The 18,844-nt window shown below is 51.2% G+C and carries 19 protein-coding genes, 3 tRNA genes and 2 other RNA genes; 2 read left to right on the top strand and 22 right to left on the bottom strand.

Annotation, left to right across the window (positions count from 1 at the left end):
• Positions 1 to 37 precede the first annotated feature (37 nt).
• Positions 38 to 1,090, bottom strand: coding sequence for a 3-deoxy-7-phosphoheptulonate synthase AroG (aroG, locus tag LC431_RS03285; protein ID WP_112151663.1), 1,053 nt, complete (start codon positions 1,088 to 1,090; stop codon positions 38 to 40).
• 203 nt (positions 1,091 to 1,293) lie between these two features.
• Here aroG and LC431_RS03280 point away from each other — a divergent pair, with 203 nt between their 5' ends.
• Together LC431_RS03280 and zitB are read left to right on the top strand one after the other, a co-directional pair.
• Positions 1,294 to 1,623 carry a protein YbgS gene (locus tag LC431_RS03280; protein WP_013576421.1) on the top strand — a complete coding sequence of 110 codons (330 nt, stop codon included), beginning with the start codon at positions 1,294 to 1,296 and terminating at the stop codon, positions 1,621 to 1,623.
• Between the two features lie 126 nt (positions 1,624 to 1,749).
• A complete protein-coding gene (gene zitB / locus LC431_RS03275; RefSeq protein WP_015690251.1) occupies positions 1,750 to 2,703 on the top strand; it encodes a CDF family zinc transporter ZitB in 954 nt (317 codons plus the stop codon).
• 65 nt (positions 2,704 to 2,768) lie between these two features.
• On the opposite strand, the gene pnuC is transcribed toward zitB, so the two are convergent.
• The 21 genes from pnuC to odhB form a co-directional block, all read right to left on the bottom strand.
• Positions 2,769 to 3,491: a nicotinamide riboside transporter PnuC gene (pnuC, locus tag LC431_RS03270; protein ID WP_015690252.1), complete on the bottom strand. Its 723-nt coding sequence runs from the start codon at positions 3,489 to 3,491 to the stop codon at positions 2,769 to 2,771.
• Between the two features lie 58 nt (positions 3,492 to 3,549).
• Positions 3,550 to 4,614, bottom strand: a complete 1,065-nt coding sequence (gene nadA, locus LC431_RS03265; RefSeq protein WP_112198513.1) for a quinolinate synthase NadA — start codon at positions 4,612 to 4,614, stop codon at positions 3,550 to 3,552.
• A 306-nt stretch (positions 4,615 to 4,920) separates the two neighbouring features.
• Positions 4,921 to 5,039: non-coding RNA, RtT sRNA (locus LC431_RS03260), on the bottom strand.
• Positions 5,040 to 5,053: 14 nt separating this feature from the next.
• A non-coding RNA gene (locus LC431_RS03255) (RtT sRNA) lies at positions 5,054 to 5,173 on the bottom strand.
• Positions 5,174 to 5,187: 14 nt separating this feature from the next.
• A tRNA-Lys gene (locus tag LC431_RS03250) sits at positions 5,188 to 5,263 on the bottom strand.
• Positions 5,264 to 5,328: 65 nt separating this feature from the next.
• Positions 5,329 to 5,404, bottom strand: a tRNA-Lys gene (locus tag LC431_RS03245).
• Between the two features lie 143 nt (positions 5,405 to 5,547).
• Positions 5,548 to 5,623 (bottom strand) — tRNA-Lys (locus tag LC431_RS03240).
• Between the two features lie 197 nt (positions 5,624 to 5,820).
• On the bottom strand, positions 5,821 to 6,612 hold the full coding sequence (cpoB, locus tag LC431_RS03235) for a cell division protein CpoB (RefSeq protein ID WP_223509253.1): 792 nt from the start codon (positions 6,610 to 6,612) through the stop codon (positions 5,821 to 5,823).
• Between the two features lie 9 nt (positions 6,613 to 6,621).
• Positions 6,622 to 7,134, bottom strand: coding sequence for a peptidoglycan-associated lipoprotein Pal (gene pal / locus LC431_RS03230; protein WP_013576426.1), 513 nt, complete (start codon positions 7,132 to 7,134; stop codon positions 6,622 to 6,624).
• A 48-nt stretch (positions 7,135 to 7,182) separates the two neighbouring features.
• Positions 7,183 to 8,475 (bottom strand): Tol-Pal system beta propeller repeat protein TolB, encoded by a 1,293-nt coding sequence (gene tolB / locus LC431_RS03225; protein ID WP_013576427.1) that lies wholly within the window; start codon positions 8,473 to 8,475, stop codon positions 7,183 to 7,185.
• Positions 8,476 to 8,604: 129 nt separating this feature from the next.
• Positions 8,605 to 9,786 carry a cell envelope integrity protein TolA gene (gene tolA / locus LC431_RS03220; RefSeq protein WP_223509251.1) on the bottom strand — a complete coding sequence of 394 codons (1,182 nt, stop codon included), beginning with the start codon at positions 9,784 to 9,786 and terminating at the stop codon, positions 8,605 to 8,607.
• A gap of 113 nt (positions 9,787 to 9,899) precedes the next feature.
• Positions 9,900 to 10,331 carry a colicin uptake protein TolR gene (tolR, locus tag LC431_RS03215; RefSeq protein ID WP_013576429.1) on the bottom strand — a complete coding sequence of 144 codons (432 nt, stop codon included), beginning with the start codon at positions 10,329 to 10,331 and terminating at the stop codon, positions 9,900 to 9,902.
• Between the two features lie 11 nt (positions 10,332 to 10,342).
• Positions 10,343 to 11,032 carry a Tol-Pal system protein TolQ gene (tolQ, locus tag LC431_RS03210; protein ID WP_013576430.1) on the bottom strand — a complete coding sequence of 230 codons (690 nt, stop codon included), beginning with the start codon at positions 11,030 to 11,032 and terminating at the stop codon, positions 10,343 to 10,345.
• Complete coding sequence (gene ybgC, locus LC431_RS03205) at positions 11,029 to 11,433, bottom strand: tol-pal system-associated acyl-CoA thioesterase (RefSeq protein ID WP_013576431.1); 405 nt, start codon at positions 11,431 to 11,433, stop codon at positions 11,029 to 11,031. Before ybgC ends, tolQ begins: the two co-directional genes overlap by 4 nt.
• 149 nt (positions 11,434 to 11,582) lie before the next feature.
• Positions 11,583 to 11,876, bottom strand: a complete 294-nt coding sequence (gene ybgE, locus LC431_RS03200) for a cyd operon protein YbgE (RefSeq protein WP_013576432.1) — start codon at positions 11,874 to 11,876, stop codon at positions 11,583 to 11,585.
• Between the two features lie 2 nt (positions 11,877 to 11,878).
• Positions 11,879 to 11,992, bottom strand: coding sequence for a cytochrome bd-I oxidase subunit CydX (gene cydX, locus LC431_RS03195; protein WP_013576433.1), 114 nt, complete (start codon positions 11,990 to 11,992; stop codon positions 11,879 to 11,881).
• Positions 11,993 to 12,002: 10 nt separating this feature from the next.
• Positions 12,003 to 13,142, bottom strand: a complete 1,140-nt coding sequence (gene cydB / locus LC431_RS03190; RefSeq protein WP_013576434.1) for a cytochrome d ubiquinol oxidase subunit II — start codon at positions 13,140 to 13,142, stop codon at positions 12,003 to 12,005.
• A 14-nt stretch (positions 13,143 to 13,156) separates the two neighbouring features.
• Entirely contained in the window at positions 13,157 to 14,725 is a 1,569-nt protein-coding gene (cydA, locus tag LC431_RS03185; protein WP_013576435.1) for a cytochrome ubiquinol oxidase subunit I, read from the bottom strand.
• Between the two features lie 723 nt (positions 14,726 to 15,448).
• A complete protein-coding gene (sucD, locus tag LC431_RS03180) occupies positions 15,449 to 16,321 on the bottom strand; it encodes a succinate--CoA ligase subunit alpha (protein ID WP_013576436.1) in 873 nt (290 codons plus the stop codon).
• Positions 16,321 to 17,487 carry an ADP-forming succinate--CoA ligase subunit beta gene (sucC, locus tag LC431_RS03175; protein ID WP_013576437.1) on the bottom strand — a complete coding sequence of 389 codons (1,167 nt, stop codon included), beginning with the start codon at positions 17,485 to 17,487 and terminating at the stop codon, positions 16,321 to 16,323. Before sucC ends, sucD begins: the two co-directional genes overlap by 1 nt.
• A gap of 92 nt (positions 17,488 to 17,579) precedes the next feature.
• Entirely contained in the window at positions 17,580 to 18,809 is a 1,230-nt protein-coding gene (gene odhB, locus LC431_RS03170; RefSeq protein ID WP_013576438.1) for a 2-oxoglutarate dehydrogenase complex dihydrolipoyllysine-residue succinyltransferase, read from the bottom strand.
• Positions 18,810 to 18,844: the final 35 nt, after the last annotated feature.

Below are 18,844 nucleotides of genomic sequence, written 5' to 3'. Positions count from 1 at the left end.
AAAGCGGGGCTCAGAAAGATATGCTGGCGTTAAAGAATTATCCGCGACGCGCTTTAACGGCGTTCGCGAGATTACGCAGCAGCACTTCGGTATCTTCCCAGCCGATGCAGGCATCGGTCACGCTCTGGCCGTAAACCAGTGGCTCGCCGCTGTCGAGGCTCTGATTCCCTTCGACCAGATGACTTTCGACCATCACGCCCATCACCGCCTGTTCGCCACCCGCAATCTGACCACAAACGTCTTCACACACTTCCATCTGCTTTTTGAATTGCTTACTGCTGTTGGCGTGGCTGAAATCGATCATAATACGGGCTGGCAGTCCGCCTTTTTTCAGGCCTTCTTTCACTTCCTGCACATCCTGAGCACTGTAGTTTGGCTTTTTGCCGCCGCGCAGAATGATATGGCAGTCGTTGTTCCCGCTGGTGTTCACGATAGCGGAGTGACCCCATTTGGTGACAGACAGGAAGCAATGCGGCGCGCCAGCCGCGTTGATGGCGTCGATCGCCACTTTAATGGTACCGTCGGTGCCGTTTTTGAAACCAACCGGGCAAGATAAGCCGGAGGACAACTCACGGTGTACCTGAGATTCCGTGGTACGTGCGCCGATGGCGCCCCAGCTCATTAAATCCGCCAGATATTGTGGCGTAATCATGTCCAGGAACTCGCCCGCCGCTGGCAGACCGCTGTCATTAATATCCAGTAACAGTTTGCGGGCAATGCGCAAACCGTCGTTAATCTGGTAGCTGTTATTCATGTGCGGATCATTAATGAGCCCTTTCCAGCCTACCGTAGTGCGCGGTTTTTCAAAATAAACACGCATCACCACTTCCAGCTCACCTTGCAGCTCTTCACGCATTTTCAGCAAACGGGCAGCGTATTCTTTCGCGGCTTTCGGATCGTTAATGGAGCACGGCCCGATGACGACAAGAAGGCGATCATCGTTTCCTTTCAGTATCTTATGAATGGCATTGCGAGCCTGAGAAACTGTTTTTGCCGCTTTGTCAGTGGCGGGAAATTTTTCGAGCAGGGCAACCGGAGGTAAAAGTTCTTTGATTTCTTTAATGCGTAAATCGTCGTTTTGATAATTCATAACTGTTCCATTCGGGTGTTCATAAGAGACAAAGCGAAACGCTGACCGCGTTCAATCTAGCCGTATTGAATGTCAGTGTAAACCTGCTTTTACACTTACGATTCGTCTCATTTTGATTTAGGACATAATTTATTTAGCTAGGCTTTTATCAGGCACATGAAAAACGACCATGGACCTTTAACGAAACAATGGAGATGAACATTATGAAAAAGCTCGCAATCATGTTACTGACCGCAACCATGGCTCTGACCACCGGCGCTGCTTATGCTGCCGGCGAATCCTCAGCCAGCGATAACAATGGCCAGGCAAATCAGTCCGGCTCGCCGGGTTCAATTCAGAAAATTGCGCCAAAAAGTGTGAGCAACGATCAGATCAACAATACCAGTAAACCTGTGAATGAAGTGAATACCAAAACGGATACCACTACGCATCACATGAGCAAAGACAAACAGCATAAGAAAACCATGTGCAAAGATGGCCGTTGTCCGAATCAGACCCCGGGCACAACACCGTCGAAAGAAACCGGTAACTAATCCCGTCACGGTTGTTCACACAGGAGGAACTTTGTTTCCTCCTTCTTCCTTAACTTCCCCTTCTTGCAACACGTTATGATTACGCTATTGTGATTGTCTCGGTTCATCATTTTTGTGAATATAATTATGTCTTCTTCCCTGTTACCACAGGACAAAAACAGTCGCCGTTTGTTGCTGGCTTTCCTCGTTACTGTGATTTTCATGGTGGCCGAAGTGATTGGCGGGCTGGTCTCCGGCTCTCTGGCGCTTCTGGCCGATGCAGGACACATGCTGACTGACGCCGCCGCGCTGCTTGTCGCATTGCTTGCCGTACGCTTTGCTAAACGTAAGCCGAATACCCGCCATACTTTTGGCTATTTGCGCCTGACGACCATGGCGGCCTTCGTCAATGCCGCTGCGCTGCTGGTGATTGTCGTTCTGATTGTCTGGGAAGCCATCGCGCGATTCTTTAATCCACAGCCGGTGATGGGCACCACTATGCTGGTGATCGCCATCGCTGGCCTGTTTGCCAATATTCTGGCCTTCTGGCTGCTGCATCAGGGCCAGGAAAAAGCCAACATTAATGTGCGTGCCGCCGCGCTGCATGTTCTGGGTGATTTGCTGGGGTCAATTGGGGCGGTCGCTGCGGCGCTGATCATCATGTATACCGGCTGGACACCTGTGGACCCGATTTTATCAGTGCTGGTTTCCTGCCTGGTGTTAAACAATGCCTGGCGGTTGCTGCGGGAGAGTTTCCATGAGTTGCTGGAAGGCACACCGGAAGAGATCGATATCAATAAACTGCGCCGGGATTTATCCCTGAGCATCCCGGAGGTGCGCAACGTGCATCACGTTCACGTCTGGCAGATTGGTGAACAGCGTCTGATGACCGTGCACGTGCAGGTTGTTCCACCGCACGATCACGACGCGCTGCTTTACCGCATTCAGCACCATTTACTGGAAAAATGCCGCATCGGCCATGCCACGATACAGATGGAATATGGCCAGTGTGAAGCACCGGATTGTGAGATGAATGAAATTCCGGTGACCCGCGCCGGGCACGATCATCATGGTCATAGCCATGCACATCATCACCACTGATTCCTCAGGTCAGAACGAGAAAGCAAAACGCCTCCGTTATGGAGGCGTTTTTTATGGTCGCAAAATCAGGCCGGTTGCAAAGGCTGAGAACCGTTTTGCTTTGCACTTTTGATCCACAGCCACGAACCGTTCAGTGCAATCAGCGTCAGCAGCACGTATTCAAGCGCCATCGCATAAACGCCCTGATAAGCGAAAATCGCGACGCTGATGACATCAATGATGACCCACAGCAGCCAGTTCTCGACATATTTTCGGGTCATCAGCAGCATTGCCACAATCGACAACACCATCATTGACGAATCCCAGAACGGGAAGGCATCAGGTTGCAGTTCAGGCATCTGCACATTCAGCCCCAGCGCCTGCATCAGATTCACCGCCACTAGCGTCAGGGTGGCAAAAACGCGGTCAATGTTGAAGGTCATCAGCAGAATGCCTGCGACGCACACTACGCCCCATATCAGCGCTTTGCCACGCGGCAACCAGCGGATCTGCAACTCAGCTTCCTGATCGGCTGTCTGACGACTCCAGGCATACCAGCCGTAGATATTCGCGGCAAAGAAGAAAATCTGCAGCAGCAGGCTGGCGTAAAGCTGGATCTGGAAAAAGATGATCGCAAACAATGTGACGTTGATCAGACCGAACGGATAGTTGATCAGCTTTTCTTTGCTGGCGTACCAGATGCAGAGCAATCCAAAAAGGGTGCCTACAGCTTCAATCCACGACAGGTCATATCCGCCCTTTCCAAGCGGTATATGAACCAGAATATTGCTGGTACTGAAAAAATCCATCATCACATCCTTTTCCTTTTATTGTCAGTCACAAGACATTATCAGTCACAAAAAATGCTTACAGCGCTTTAGCCTGCGTCCGTAATCTAAGTTGGGCAGCAAAATCCAGCATGCGATTCAGGGGGATCAGTGATTTCACACGCAGCGCTTCGTCAACCTCGATAGCATGTTCCGTGCCGCCGTGTTCCAGACCTTCAGCAATGGCTTTAAGGCCATTCATCGCCATCCACGGACAATGTGCGCAGGTACGGCAACTTGCGCCCTCACCCGCCGTCGGCGCTTCAAACAATTCTTTGTCCGGGCACGCCTGCTGCATTTTGTAAAAAATACCACGGTCAGTGGCGACGATCAGTTGCTTCTGAGGCAACGTTTTTGCCGCCTGAATAAGCTGACTGGTAGAACCGACCGCATCAGCCATATCAACGATCGCCTGAGGAGACTCCGGATGCACCAGAACAGCGGCGTTCGGATACAAGCCTTTCATTCGGGTCAGGGCCTGTGTTTTAAACTCGTCATGGACGATACAGGCGCCCTGCCAGCACAAGACGTCTGCCCCCGTCTGCTTACGGACGTAATTTCCGAGGTGCCGGTCAGGTGCCCAGATTATTTTTTCACCCAGACTATCGAGATGTTCAATCAGCTCAACCGCAATGCTTGAGGTCACGACCCAGTCGGCTCTGGCTTTTACTGCTGCTGAGGTATTAGCGTAGACCACAACGGTGCGGTCGGGGTGCTGGTCGCAAAAATCTGAGAAAGCTTGCTCCGGGCAGCCCAGATCCAAAGAACATTCAGCGTTGAGGGTTGGCATCAGCACGGTTTTTTCCGGGCTGAGGATTTTGGCCGTTTCTCCCATGAAGCGCACACCCGCGACAAGCAGGGTCGAAGCAGGATGCTGGCTGCCAAAACGCGCCATCTCTAAAGAATCCGCGACAATACCACCGGTTTCTTCAGCGAGCGCCTGAATTTCAGGATCGGTGTAATAATGCGCCACCATCACGGCATCACGTTCCTTCAGCAGTTTTCTGATCTTCTCTTTATAGAAGGTCTTTTCATCTGCAGTCAGCACCGCGGGTTTCGGAGGGAAAGGATAAACCGTCGCATTCAGATCCAATGTTTCGCTCATACTCGTTATCTCATTCAGTCAGGCAACTTGCCCGGATAGCCATAAGCCACAACAGATCCCACCCGGGAATCCTTAGTTTTGTATGCTAAACAAAATACCGCAAAAAGCAGGGAAAGTCGTCCAAATAATAGACGCAGGGCTTAAAATGTTTACTGGACTTAAAAGAGTCTCGAATGAGACACGCAACGGGGGAACAAAAAGCGAAGACTTAAGAAAAAATGAGGTCTTTTGGGACTCACATGCGAAAAAAGCGCCAAAAGGCGCTTTTCTCTGAATTCTGCAATTTAGATGGCTTCACTAAAAAAGTGGTGGGCCGTGCTGGATTGACTTGGTTTCACCTCGCCCTGCGGGCAACGCTGCGCGTTGTCGTCTCGCTTCGCTCGGCTCGAACTTGTGGTTCTCATCCTGCACTGCTTCACTACATTTTCCACTTTGAAAGTGGTGGGCCGTGCTGGATTGACTCGGTTTCACCTCGCCCTGCGGGCAACGCTTGCGCGTTGTCGTCTCGCTTCGCTCGGCTCGAACCTATGGTTCTCATCCTGCACTGCTTCACTGCATTTTCCACTTTAAAAGTGGTGGGCCGTGCTGGATTCGAACCAGCGACCAATTGATTAAAAGTCAACTGCTCTACCAACTGAGCTAACGGCCCATCTAAATGCTGCGTACTACTTTAATTTTGGCTTTCAAAATCTTCAGGAGATTCCACGTTAAAAGTGGTGGGCCGTGCTGGATTCGAACCAGCGACCAATTGATTAAAAGTCAACTGCTCTACCAACTGAGCTAACGGCCCTTCCTGAATACTTCTTATTGCCAGCGTGTCTTGCAGTTGGTGTGCAAGCCACATGCAATGCTGATTTAGATTGGTGGGCCGTGCTGGATTGACTCGGCTCGAACTCATCCTGCACTGCTTCACTGCATTTTCCACTTTAAAAGTGGTGGGCCGTGCTGGATTCGAACCAGCGACCAATTGATTAAAAGTCAACTGCTCTACCAACTGAGCTAACGGCCCATCTAAACCTGCTGCATATTGCCTAAATCTCTGACAGCGTTAGCCGTTTGGAGTTGTCTGGGCAACGGCGGCATATATTACTTATTTAACTTTTCAGTGCAACTTTAATTTTCAGAAAGAGTGCTAACTGATGGTGTTTCACACACTCAAGCCCAGAAAATGCACGATATGTACATTTTCCGGACCTGAACGAGGAACTATTTTGCAGATAAACGTTTTTGAGCTTGTTTTGCCGCATCGGTATTTGGGTACTGTTTCACGACCTGTGCGAAGACGGCTTTGGCTTTATCAGCCTGCCCTTTCTCCTGCATGATCACCCCAACCTTGAACATTGCGTCAGAACTTTTTGGAGACTTAGGGTAGTTTTTGACCACAACCGCAAAATAATAGGCAGCATCGTCTTTTTTACCCTTGTTGTAATACAACTGTCCCAGCCAGTAATTGGCATTAGGCTGATAAGTTGAATCAGGATATTTTTTTACGAAACTCTGAAAAGCCGCGATGGCTTCATCATACTGTTTCTTTTCCAGCGCCAGTGAAACTGCAGCATTGTAGTCACTGTTCACGTCACCGGTGCTTGCCGTGGCTTGTGCAGCACCCGCATCAGGCGTTGTGGCAGCAGAACCGGAAGCGTCACCTGTGGCTGCTGCAGCACCCGTGCTGGCGGCTCCGGCAGAACTCTGGCTTAAGCTGTCCAGTTGATTAAAAATCTGCTTCTGGCGATCACCAAGCTGACTCAACTGATATTGGTTCTCCTGGATTTGACCACGAAGAGTATCCATATCACGTTGGGTATCAGAAAGTTGTTGCTGGAGTTGAGTTAATAGCTGGCTGTGAGCGTTAGAAATACGCTCCAGAGAGGTGACCCGATCTTCAATCGAGCCTGAGCCGACATTACTGATTGGCGCTTGGGCAGTAGCGGCCCATGGGACCGCTACGCCAACCAGTAACGACAGACTCAACAAGTGAGTTCTGAAGTTACTGCTCATACTACTCTCTTAGTATACCAGTACGGCACGACGGTTTTTAGCGTATGCCGCTTCGTCATGGCCCAGTACAGCTGGTTTTTCTTTACCGTAAGAAACGATAGAGATTTGGTCAGCAGAAACGCCTTTGCCTTGCAGGTACATTTTAACAGCAGTAGCACGACGTTCGCCCAGGGCGATGTTGTACTCTGGAGTACCACGTTCGTCAGCATGACCTTCTACAGTCACTTTGTAAGACGGGTTGCTACGCAGGAAAGCAGCGTGCGCGTCCAACATCTGAGCGAATTCAGAAGACACATCGTATTTGTCCAGGCCAAAGTAAACGATGTTGTTTTTCTGCAGTTCTTGCATCTGCAGACGAGCTTGCTCTTCTGAAGACATGTTTGCGTTTTCAGTGCCTGCGCCAGAGTTCAGACCCATACCGTTGGATTGGTCGTTGTCTGCGTTCTTGTGAGAACTACAAGCAGCTACTGCCAGTACAGGCAACGCCAGCATCAGCCCTTTCAGCACTTTATTCAGTTGCATCTATTCGATCCTTTTATAATTTTTTGCCATACATAGTTTTTCTATGCATTACAGATACGGCGACCAGGCAGGAAATTTGACCTGTCCATCAGTTGCCGGAAGACGCGCTTTGAAGCGCCCATCAGTCGATACCAACTGCAATACGGAACCCAGTCCTTGAGAGGAACTGTAAATTACCATGGTGCCATTTGGTGCGAGGCTAGGCGTTTCATCCAGGAACGTGTCCGTCAATGTTTGAACGGCTCCCGTTGCCAGATCTAGTTTAGCGATGTGCTGTGTACCGCTGGCGCTGCTCACCATAACCAGGAACTTGCCATCTGTACTTACATCAGAGTCCTGATTCTGCGAGCCTTCCCAGGTCAGACGCTGAGGCGCACCGCCATTAATGTTGACTTTATAAACCTGCGGACGACCGCCCTGATCCGACGTGAATGCCAGATTCTGGCTGTCCGGGAACCAGGTTGGTTCCGTATTGTTGCTACGTCCGTTAGTCACCTGACTAATCTGGCCAGAAGACAGATTCATCACATACAGGTTCAGGCTACCGTCTTTAGACAGTGCGAAAGCCAGTTTGCTGCCATCCGGAGAGAAAGCTGGTGCACCGTTGTGACGAGGGAATGAGGCAATCTGCTTGATTGCACCGTTTGCCAGCGTCTGAACCACCAATGCTGAACGACCGCTCTCAAAGGTGACGTAAGCCAGTTTGCTGCCGTCCGGAGACCAGGCCGGAGACATCAGAGGCTCAGGTGAACGGTGAACGACAAACTGATTGTATCCATCGTAATCCGCTACACGCAGTTCATACGGGAATTTCCCGCCGTTAGTCTGCACGATATAAGCGATACGGGTACGGAATGCGCCTTTAATACCGGTCAGCTTTTCAAACACTTCATCGCTGGCGGTATGGGCGGAATAACGCAACCATTGTTTGGTCACTTTGTACTGGTTTTGCGCCAGCACGGTACCTGGTGCGCCAGAGGTATCCACCAGTTGGTAAGACACCACATAGCTGCCATCGGCTGCAGGCTGAACCTGACCGATAACAACAGCATCAATACCCAGCGCGGTCCAGGCTGCAGGGGTCACTTCTGCGGCGGAGGTTGGCTGCTGAGGCATACGTGATGCATCAATAGGATTGAATTTGCCGCTGTTACGTAAGTCAGCAGCAACGATACCACCCACATCTTCAGGTGGTGTACCCGGGCCAGCCCATTTGAATGGCACAACGCCAATCGGACGAGCTGTATCTACCCCTTGGGTAATTTCAATGCGAACTTCTGCATGAACCACAGATGCCCACATCATCAAAAGGCCGAACGCTACTCGAAATGCCTGCTTCATTGTATCTCCCTTATCTGGACGTATCTGCCCGCGATAATTTAGCAGAATTTTAACAAACCAACGCACACAAAACTAGAATTACACCCTGCAAACCATCGTAAAAATCTGAAAAGTTATCATTTTCATCTTTTATTGAGGTTTGAAATCTATCGGAGCATTTTTAAATACTTCATAGACGGCTTCAGAAGGCGGTTTCGGGAACTTCGCCTGTCGGGCTGCGGCAAGCGCCGCCTGACACAGTGCAGGATCCCCACCTTCTGCCGACACACTGATTAATGAGCCATCAGGGTTCATTTTAACGCGCAACGCACAGGTTTTGCCTGTATAAGATGACGCGTCATAGAATCTGCTCTCGATGGCAGCCTTAATCTGGCTACCATAGTTCGCAATATCAGCCCCGGATGCCCCCGCTTTTTTCTGAGTCCCCTTCCCTGAAGGAGCAGAAGCGCCGCCACCTGTTGCGCCTTTCGGTGCATTTTTGGAGTCGGCAAGGCCATCAAATAAGTTATTCGCATCAGCGGCTTCTTTGGCTGCTGCGGCGGCGGCAGCTTTTTTATCCGCTGCAGCTTTCTTGGCAGCAGCGGCAGCTTTTGCATCGGCGGCGGCTTTGGCATCGGCGTCAGCTTGTGCCTTCGCATCAGCCGCGGCCTGAGCTTTTGCCTCAGCAGCAGCCTGTTTTTTGGCTTCTGCGGCCGCTTCTTTCTTAGCGTCCGCTTCGGCTTGTTTCTTCGCTGCGGCAGCGGCGGCGGCAGCTTCAGCCTCTGCTTGTTTTTTAGCATCAGCTTGTGCTTTAGCCGCTTCTTTCGCAGCATCTGCTTTCGCCTGAGCGGCCGCTTTGGCCGCTTCAGCCTTCGCTTGTGCGGCAGCAGCTTCTGCCTGTTTCTGCTGTTCTTTCGCCTGCTCAGCGGCTTGTTCAGCCTGCTTCTGCTGCTGAGCCTGTTCCTGAGCCTGCTGCTTGGCATTTCCCTGCGCTTGCAGACGCTCTTTCTCAAGTTCTTTCAGGCGTTGCTGTTCTGCGGCCTGTTTCTGTTGCAGCTCTTCAGCCTGTTGTTCTGATTTTTTCTGACGCGCTGCGGCAGCACGTTGGGAATCAGCCTGTTGCTGCTGCTGACGGTTGTACTGATCGACCACGGCACTTGGATCAACCATTACGGCAGAGATATCGCTACCGCCACCGCCGCCACTCATGCTGGTATCTTCGTCCAGCGATCCCCAAATCAACAGGGCTATAATGATGATATGCAGAACGACCGAAACAATAACGGCGCGTTTGAGCTTATCGTTTTGTTCAGTTGCAGTTGCCTTTACCAAAATAGATTTCCCAAGACAGGATTACTAAAAACCCGGTTTCCTGTATTGCCTGTCATACTTTTAACAAGCCAGAGAATGCCGGGTTTCAAATAAGTGTTACAAATTACCTATCCTCAGATAGGTTGTGTCATCAATCCGACAGACTTCACGCCAGCCTGATGCAGCATGTTCAGCGCCTTAATAATTTCATCATAAGGCACATCTTTCGCACCACCGATCAGAAATACCGTCTTCGGATTGGCCTGAATACGGCTGGTCGCTTCCGCGATCACCTGCTGTTCAGGCAATTGTTCCATACGCTGATGGTCAACCACGATGGTGTATTGACCCACGCCAGACACTTCAACAATCACTGGCGGATTATCATCGCTGGACACCGTTTTAGAATCCGTTGCGTCAGGCAAATCAACTTCCACACTCTGGGTAATGATGGGCGCTGTTGCCATAAAAATCAGTAACAGAACCAGCAGTACGTCCAGCAGCGGAACGATATTGATCTCCGACTTACCTTCGCGACGGTTACGACGACCTCGTGAACGAGCCATACTCTCCCCCTTTAGTTACTGCTGGTTTCGCGAGAGAAAGCCTGACGGTGCAGGATAGCCGTGAATTCTTCCATGAAGTTATCGTAGTTTTGCTCAAGCTTGTTCACACGCTGGTTCAGGCGGTTGTACGCCATAACAGCAGGGATAGCGGCAAACAGACCAATCGCGGTGGCGATCAGTGCTTCTGCGATACCCGGAGCAACCATTTGCAACGTTGCCTGTTTCACAGAACCTAAACCGATAAAGGCGTGCATGATCCCCCAGACTGTACCGAACAGACCGATATAAGGGCTGATAGAACCGACAGTACCAAGGAACGGAATGTGAGTTTCAAGTGATTCGAGTTCACGGTTAAAAGAAATACGCATCGCACGTGAAGAACCTTCAATCACGGCTTCTGGCGCGTGGCTGTTGGCACGATGAAGACGGGCGAACTCTTTAAAACCGGAATGGAAGATCTGCTCTGCCCCGCTCAGGGTTTCGCGGCGGCCCTGACTTTCCTGATACAGACGGGAAAGTTCGATACCGGACCAGAATTTATCTTCGAACGCTTCTGCCTCGCGGGTGGCGGCATTCAGCACCTTGGTGCGTTGAATGATGATCGCCCAGGACGCGATAGAGAAGCACACCAGGACAAGCATAATCAGCTTGACCAGGATGCTGGCCTTCAAAAATAAATCAAGAATGTTCATGTCAGTCACTGCTTAAACTCCGCGACAATAGACTTAGGAAGCGCTCGGGGCTTCATTTGGTTTGGATCAATGCATGCGATCAACACTTCTGCAGAACTCAGAAGGTTTCCATGCGAATCAAGAATTCGTTGTGCAAAAGTAAGAGAAGCTCCGCGAATGGACGTAATCTCACTCTGAACATCCAGCAGGTCATCTAAGCGAGCTGGTGCAAAGTATTCGACCGTCATGCGGCGGACAGCAAAAGCGACGTGTTCACTCAGCAACTGCTGCTGGTGAAAATTGCGTTGGCGCAACATCTCTGTGCGAGCCCTTTCATAAAAGGCGACGTATCGGGCATGGTAGACCACACCTCCCGCGTCTGTGTCCTCAAAATAGACACGAACCGGCCATCGGAACAACGAATTACTCACTGTACATCCCGTAATGCAATTTGACGGCACTACTATACGCAAGAGAATTGGGGTTGGGAATGGGTAGGATTGCTGGAATGAAAATAATTATGGGCCAGCACGGCCCATAAGAAAATTACTGTAAATTTGTCTTTTTTTTATGCAAAAAATCAGCTGAAAAAGTAATAAAGTCCTGCAGCTAGCGCAATCATCGCCAGCAATGGCGAGAAGAAAGCCTTCCAGACTGATTTATTCGGGCGAAAACCCAGGCCGTGGATCACGCCACTGCACACAGCCCATATCAAAATGAGCCCATGCCAGACTTCAAGCTGACTGGTCGACGAGGCAAACATGCCCGGTTTCCAGAAAACGCAACCGGCCAGTGCCAGTGACATCACAAGCGAAAGGGCCCGCAAGGGGCCCTTGTCTGTGATGGCGTAGAGTTTATCCACGATCACACTCATTATTACTTCTCTTCTTTAGCCGCTTTATTGGCTTCGCTGTGTTCAAACGCCAGCGCGGTAATGATACCGAATGAGCAAGCCAGTAAGGTGCCGAGGATCCAGGCAAAATACCACATGGTGTTCTCCTTAATACAACGAATGCTTGTTGTTCTCGATGTAGTGTTTATCGAGGCGCCCGAACATCTTGTAATACGCCCATGAGGTGTAAATCAGGATGATTGGCACAAAGATACAAGCGACAACGGTCATCACTCTCAGCGTCAACAGCGTAGATGTTGCATCCCACATTGTCAGGCTGGCATTCGGTTCAGTGATAGAAGGCATCACGAACGGGAACATAGTGATACCGGCAGTCAGGATCACACAGGCGATAGTCAGTGAGTTACTGATGAACGCCAGCGCGGCTTTATTCATGCGCGAGAACAAAATGGTCAGCAGCGGCAAAATCACACCTAACGCAGGAATTGCCCACAGGCCCGGCGTCTTGTTGAAGTTCGCCAGCCATGCACCCGCTTCATGAGACACAGTTTTGCGCAGCGGGTTAGACGGACCCGCGTGATCCATAACGGATGTCACGGTGAAGCCATCAATCCCTTTCACTAACCAGATACCCGCCAGCAGGAAGCACACCATCATCACCAGCGCAGAAATCTGCGACGCGGTACGGGTACGCAGGTGCAGTTCACCCACAGTACGCATTTGCAGGTAGGTAGCGCCCTGGGTGATCAGCATAGTCAGGCTCACCAGACCGGCCAGAATGCCGTACGGGTTCAGCAAGCCCAGCAGATTACCGGTGTAGAACAGACGCAGGTCGCTGTCGATATGGAACGGCACCCCTAACAGAAGGTTACCGAAGGCCACACCGAACACCAGAGCGGGCACGAAGCTGCCGATAAAGATGCCCCAGTCCCACATGCCACGCCAGCGAGCGCTCTCGAGTTTTGAACGGTAATCAAAGCCCAGCGGACGGAAGAACAAGGCGCACAACACCAGCACCATCGCGGCATAGAAGCCGGAGAAAGCCGCTGCGTAGACCATCGGCCAGGCAGCGAACAATGCGCCACCGGCCGTAATCAGCCAGACCTGGTTGCCGTCCCAGTGCGGGGCGATGGCGTTAATCATCACGCGGCGGTCAGTATCGGTTTTACCGATAATGCGCACCAGGATGCCTACGCCCATATCAAATCCATCGGTGACGGCGAAGCCGATAAACAGCACGCCAATCAGCACCCACCAGATGAACCGTAAAACTTCATAATCAAACATAAGTGGACTCCCTATTACCGAGCTTGCTCAAGTGGCGCTGAAGTTTGTTCATAATGATAACGGCCAGTTTTCAGGCTGCTTGGGCCCAGGCGCGCATATTTGAACATCAGGAACATTTCAGCGACCAGGAACAGGGTGTACAGACCGCAGATGAGGATCATCGAGGACAGTACATCACCCACAGTCAGTGAAGAGTGTGCAACCGCAGTCGGTAACACTTCACCAATCGCCCAAGGCTGACGACCATATTCAGCCACGAACCAGCCCGCTTCGACAGCAATCCACGGCAATGGCAGGCCGATGAATACCGCGCGGTGTAACCAGCGTTTCTGACCAATCTTGCCGCGCAGGACGGTATAGAAGGACAGCGCAATCAGGACGAACATCAGGATGCCGCAGGCAACCATGATACGGAATGCAAAGTACAGAGGCAGAACGCGTGGAATAGAATCTTTGGTCGCTTTCTGAATCTGTGCGTCAGTCGCTCCCGCCGGGTTGTCGGTATAGCGTTTGAGCAACATACCGTAGCCCAGATCCTGCTTAGCATTTTCGAAATCGCTGCGGACTTTCGGGTCAGTATTGCCCGAACGCAGTTCTTCCAGCAGGGTGTACGCTTTCATACCGTTGCGGATACGCACTTCATGTTGCGCCATCAGGTCTTTCAGACCAGTAACCGGCGTATCCACGGAACGCGTAGCAATCAGGCCGAGCAGGTAAGGAATTTGAATGGAATATTCATTTTCCATTTTGTCCTGATTAGGCATGCCGAACAGCGTGAAACTTGCCGGTGCAGGTTGGGTATCCCACTCTGCTTCGATAGCCGCCAGTTTGGTTTTCTGTACGTCACCCATTTCATAACCGGATTCATCACCCAGTACGATAACGGAGAGCACTGCGGCCAGACCGAAGCTTGCAGCGATAGCAAATGAACGCTTCGCAAAACCTACGTCGCGGCCTTTTAACAGGTAGTAAGAGCTGATAGCCAGAATGAACATCGCGCCAGTCACATAACCAGACGCTACGGTATGAACGAATTTAACCTGTGCGACCGGGTTCAGAACCAGCTCAGAGAAGCTGACCATTTCCATACGCATGGTTTCGTAGTTGAAGGTCGATGCAATCGGGTTTTGCATCCAGCCGTTCGCCACCAGGATCCACAGTGCTGACAAGTTTGAGCCAAGGGCAACAAACCAGGTCACTGTCATATGCTGAACTTTAGAAAGACGGTCCCATCCGAAGAAGAACAGGCCCACTAAAGTGGATTCCAGGAAGAACGCCATTAAACCTTCAATCGCCAGAGGCGCACCGAAGATATCACCGACGTAATGTGAGAAATATGACCAGTTAGTCCCGAACTGGAATTCCATGGTTAAACCGGTTGCAACGCCCAATGCAAAGTTAATTGCAAAAAGTTTGCCCCAGAATTTGGTCATATCTTTATAGATTTGTTTGCCGGAAAGCACATAAACCGTTTCCATAATTGCCAGTAAAAACGCCATACCCAGCGTTAATGGGACAAATAGGAAATGGTACATGGCTGTTAAAGCAAACTGTAAACGCGACAGTTCAACGATATCAAACATCTTGACCCCTTGCTCCTCGGAGGAAGACCCCAAATTGCGATCTCTGACGAACCGGTTGCCGGAACGCCTCATGACTACCAGTATTCAAATGTGTGCAGAACAGAGAGCCAGCATTCAGTGCGAGTAACGCTGTCAGCGGGACACTCTGAACCCGGAAAAAGCGCGAACCGCGGGCCTGTAACAGGCTGATGAACGGGCAAAATCACGGGAAAAATAATCATACAAAAAACGGATGGTTACAGGAGCATTATGTTACGCCAGTAATCCCACACATTAAATAGGTTTTTTAGTGACCCAAAGCGGATTTCCGTGTACAGGTCAATTTAAGAACAAAACAGTGATAATCGCTGTAATTGATCTGACGCAATTTAAGCCTATCTCATTGTTTATTTCTATAATGTCTTCATCAATTTCGAAAAAAATATTTCAGGATGTTAACCGTTGGTTTCATTGAGCTTTAAGGGTGGCTTTTATGTTAATTAATTGTGTTTATATGGTTATCGTTAATATTTATTTTGCTACCTGTTTAAACCTAATTATTAACCTTTTATTTCCAATGGACCTATCGTGCTGTGTTAATAAATATAGCTCAATTCAGCGAATGTTAACTATTTCGCTTAAAATAAAAAAGGCCACCCTAAGGTGGCCAACATGTCGAATCTTTTTCTTAAATAAAATGGCTTCACCCGCACCGTAATTTCACCGGTGCGGGTGGGGTAATACTTATTGCGGAAGCAATGATTTCACGGCTTCGCCGATATCGGCCAGGCTGCGAACGGTTTTCACGCCTGCCGCTTCCAGCGCTGCAAATTTCTCATCAGCAGTGCCTTTACCACCGGCAATGATGGCGCCTGCATGGCCCATACGTTTGCCTTTAGGCGCAGTCACACCCGCGATATAGCCCACAACCGGTTTGGTCACGTGTGCTTTGATGTACGCGGCAGCTTCTTCTTCCGCGTTACCACCGATTTCACCGATCATCACGATCACTTCAGTCTGTGGATCTTCCTGGAACAGCTTCAGGATATCGATGAAGTTAGAGCCCGGGATCGGGTCACCGCCGATACCGACGCAGGTAGACTGGCCGTAACCGTAATCAGTTGTCTGTTTAACGGCTTCATACGTCAGCGTACCGGAACGGGAAACGATGCCCACTTTGCCTGGCAGATGAATGTGGCCCGGCATGATGCCGATTTTGCATTCGCCCGGCGTGATAACACCCGGACAGTTTGGCCCGATCATCACTGCATCGCTCTGATCCAGTTTCACTTTAACCACCAGCATATCCAGCGTCGGAATGCCTTCAGTGATACAGATGATCAGTTTAATACCTGCATCCAGCGCTTCCAGAATAGAGTCTTTACAGAACGGCGCCGGCACATAAATCACAGACGCCGTTGCGCCGGTAGTTTCTACCGCTTCACGCACGGTATTGAACACTGGCAAGCCCAGATGCTCGGTGCCGCCCTTGCCTGGCGTAACGCCGCCAACCATTTTGGTGCCGTAAGCGATGGCTTGTTCGGAGTGGAAAGTCCCCTGGCTACCGGTGAAACCCTGGCAGATAACTTTGGTGTTCTTGTTGATTAAAATCGACATTATTTCCCCTCCACTGCCGCGACAACTTGTTGAGCCGCATTCGTCAGGCTGGTCGCTGCAATGATGTTCAAACCGCTGTCTGCCAGTTTTTTGGCACCCAGCTCGGCATTGTTACCTTCAAGACGCACCACAACCGGTACGCTGACGCCCACTTCTTCCACCGCGCCGATGATACCGTCGGCGATCAGGTCGCAACGAACGATACCGCCGAAGATGTTAACGAAGACAGCTTTGACTTTTTCATCGGACAGGATGATTTTGAAGGCTTCGGTCACGCGCTCTTTGGTTGCGCCACCGCCAACATCCAGGAAGTTAGCCGGTTCGCCACCGTGCAGTTTCACGATATCCATGGTACCCATTGCCAGACCGGCACCGTTCACCATGCAACCGATGTTGCCGTCGAGTGCAACGTAGTTCAGTTCCCACTGCGCTGCCTGAGATTCACGGGCATCTTCCTGGCTGTAATCGCGCATTTCACGCAATTCTGGCTGACGGAACAAGGCGTTGCCGTCTGCACCCAGTTTGCCGTCGAGGCAGATCAGGTCGCCAGCGGTAGTCACCACCAGCGGGTTGATTTCGATCAGCGCCAGATCGCGCTCAAGGAAGATGTTCGCCAGACCCATGAAGATCTTGGTGAACTGCTGAACCTGCTTACCGGTCAGGCCCAGTTTGAAAGCCAGTTCGCGCCCCTGATAAGGCTGCGGACCTGCCAGCGGATCCAGTGCCACTTTATGGATCAGGTGTGGCGTCTCTTCTGCCACTTTCTCAATTTCCACGCCGCCTTCTGTAGACGCCATGAACACCACGCGACGGGAGCTGCGATCCACTACCGCACCGAGGTACAGTTCCTGATCGATATCCGTTGCCGCTTCAACCAGGATCTGGTTAACCGGCTGACCGCTGGCGTCTGTCTGATAAGTGACCAGACGTTTACCCAGCCAGTGCTCAGCAAAAGCGCGGATCTCTTCTTTGCTTTTGACCACTTTCACGCCGCCCGCTTTACCGCGGCCACCGGCATGAACCTGACATTTCACCACCCACGGACCGGCACCGATTTTCGATGCAGCCTCTTCCGCTTCACGCGGGGTGGAACAGGCGAAGCCCGTCGGTGCTGGCAGGCCGTAGCGCAGGAACAGCTGTTTCGCCTGATACTCGTGTAAATTCATGATGTTCTATCCATTCTTAGTAGGAAGGCTTATCAGGGCACAGCGAACTGTGCCGCAGATTTTTCGATCTCTAATCTTTCGCAGTGCCGGGACTAGACGTCCAGCAGCAGACGAGCCGGATCTTCCAGCATCTCTTTAATGGTCACCAGGAAGCCGACCGATTCACGGCCATCAACCAGACGGTGATCGTAGGACAGCGCCAGATACATCATTGGCAAAATCACTACCTGACCATTGACCGCCATAGGACGATCTTTAATGGCATGCATGCCGAGGATCGCACTCTGTGGTGGGTTGATGATTGGCGTGGACATCAGGGAGCCGAAGACGCCGCCGTTGGTCACAGTAAAGTTACCGCCGGTCAGTTCTTCCACTTTCAGTTTGCCGTCACGACCTTTGATCGCCAGCTCTTTGATTTGCTTCTCGATATCCGCCATGCCCAGCGTATCGACATCACGCAGAACCGGGGTCACCAGGCCGCGTGGCGTGGATACCGCGATGCTGACATCGAAATAGTTGTGGTAAACCACATCCTCGCCGTCAATAGAGGCATTCACTTCCGGGTAGCGTTTCAGTGCTTCAACCACGGCTTTCAGATAGAAAGACATGAAGCCCAGACGCACGCCGTGACGTTTTTCGAAACCATCACCGTACTGCTTACGCAGATCCATGATTGGCTTCATGTTGATTTCGTTGAAGGTCGTCAGCATCGCAGTGCTGTTCTTCGCTTCAAGCAGACGCTCAGCAACACGCTTACGCAGACGGGTCATAGGCACACGTTTTTCGCTACGTGAACCCAGAGCCGGAGCGGCGCTGGTCGCTGCCGGAGCGGCGGCTGGCGCGGCTGCCGGTTTCGCGTCTTTGGCTTTCGCCAGATGCTGTTCGATATCTTCACGGGTCAGACGACCACCAACACCGCTGCCTTTAATCGCGCTGGCATCCAGAGAATGTTCTGCAATCAGACGGCGGATAGCCGGGCTGAGTGCGTCGTTGTTCTCTTCTTCCAGTGCTGCTGTGTGGCGTGCCGCAGGAGTCGCTTCTTTATCGGAGCTTTTCTCAGTGCTTGGCTTACCGCTGCTGTTACCCGGACGAATACGCGCCAGGATCTGACGGGAAATGACCGTCGCACCTTCGTCTTCGATAATGCTGTCCAGGATACCGGCTTCACTCGCCGGGACTTCCAGAACCACTTTGTCGGTTTCAATTTCTACCAGTACATCGTCACGCTCAACACTGTCGCCCGGCTTTTTGTGCCAGGTGGCAACCGTCGCATCCGCAACGGATTCAGGAAGGTCAGGGACCAGAATATCTACGCTACTCATTATCAATCCTTCTTATGTTCCATATAGTTAACTGA

Source organism: Rahnella sp. GSA61A (assembly GCF_019969905.1).
GTDB classification, from domain to species: Bacteria; Pseudomonadota; Gammaproteobacteria; order Enterobacterales; family Enterobacteriaceae; genus Rahnella; species Rahnella aceris.
This window is presented reverse-complemented; position numbering and strand designations above follow the sequence as displayed.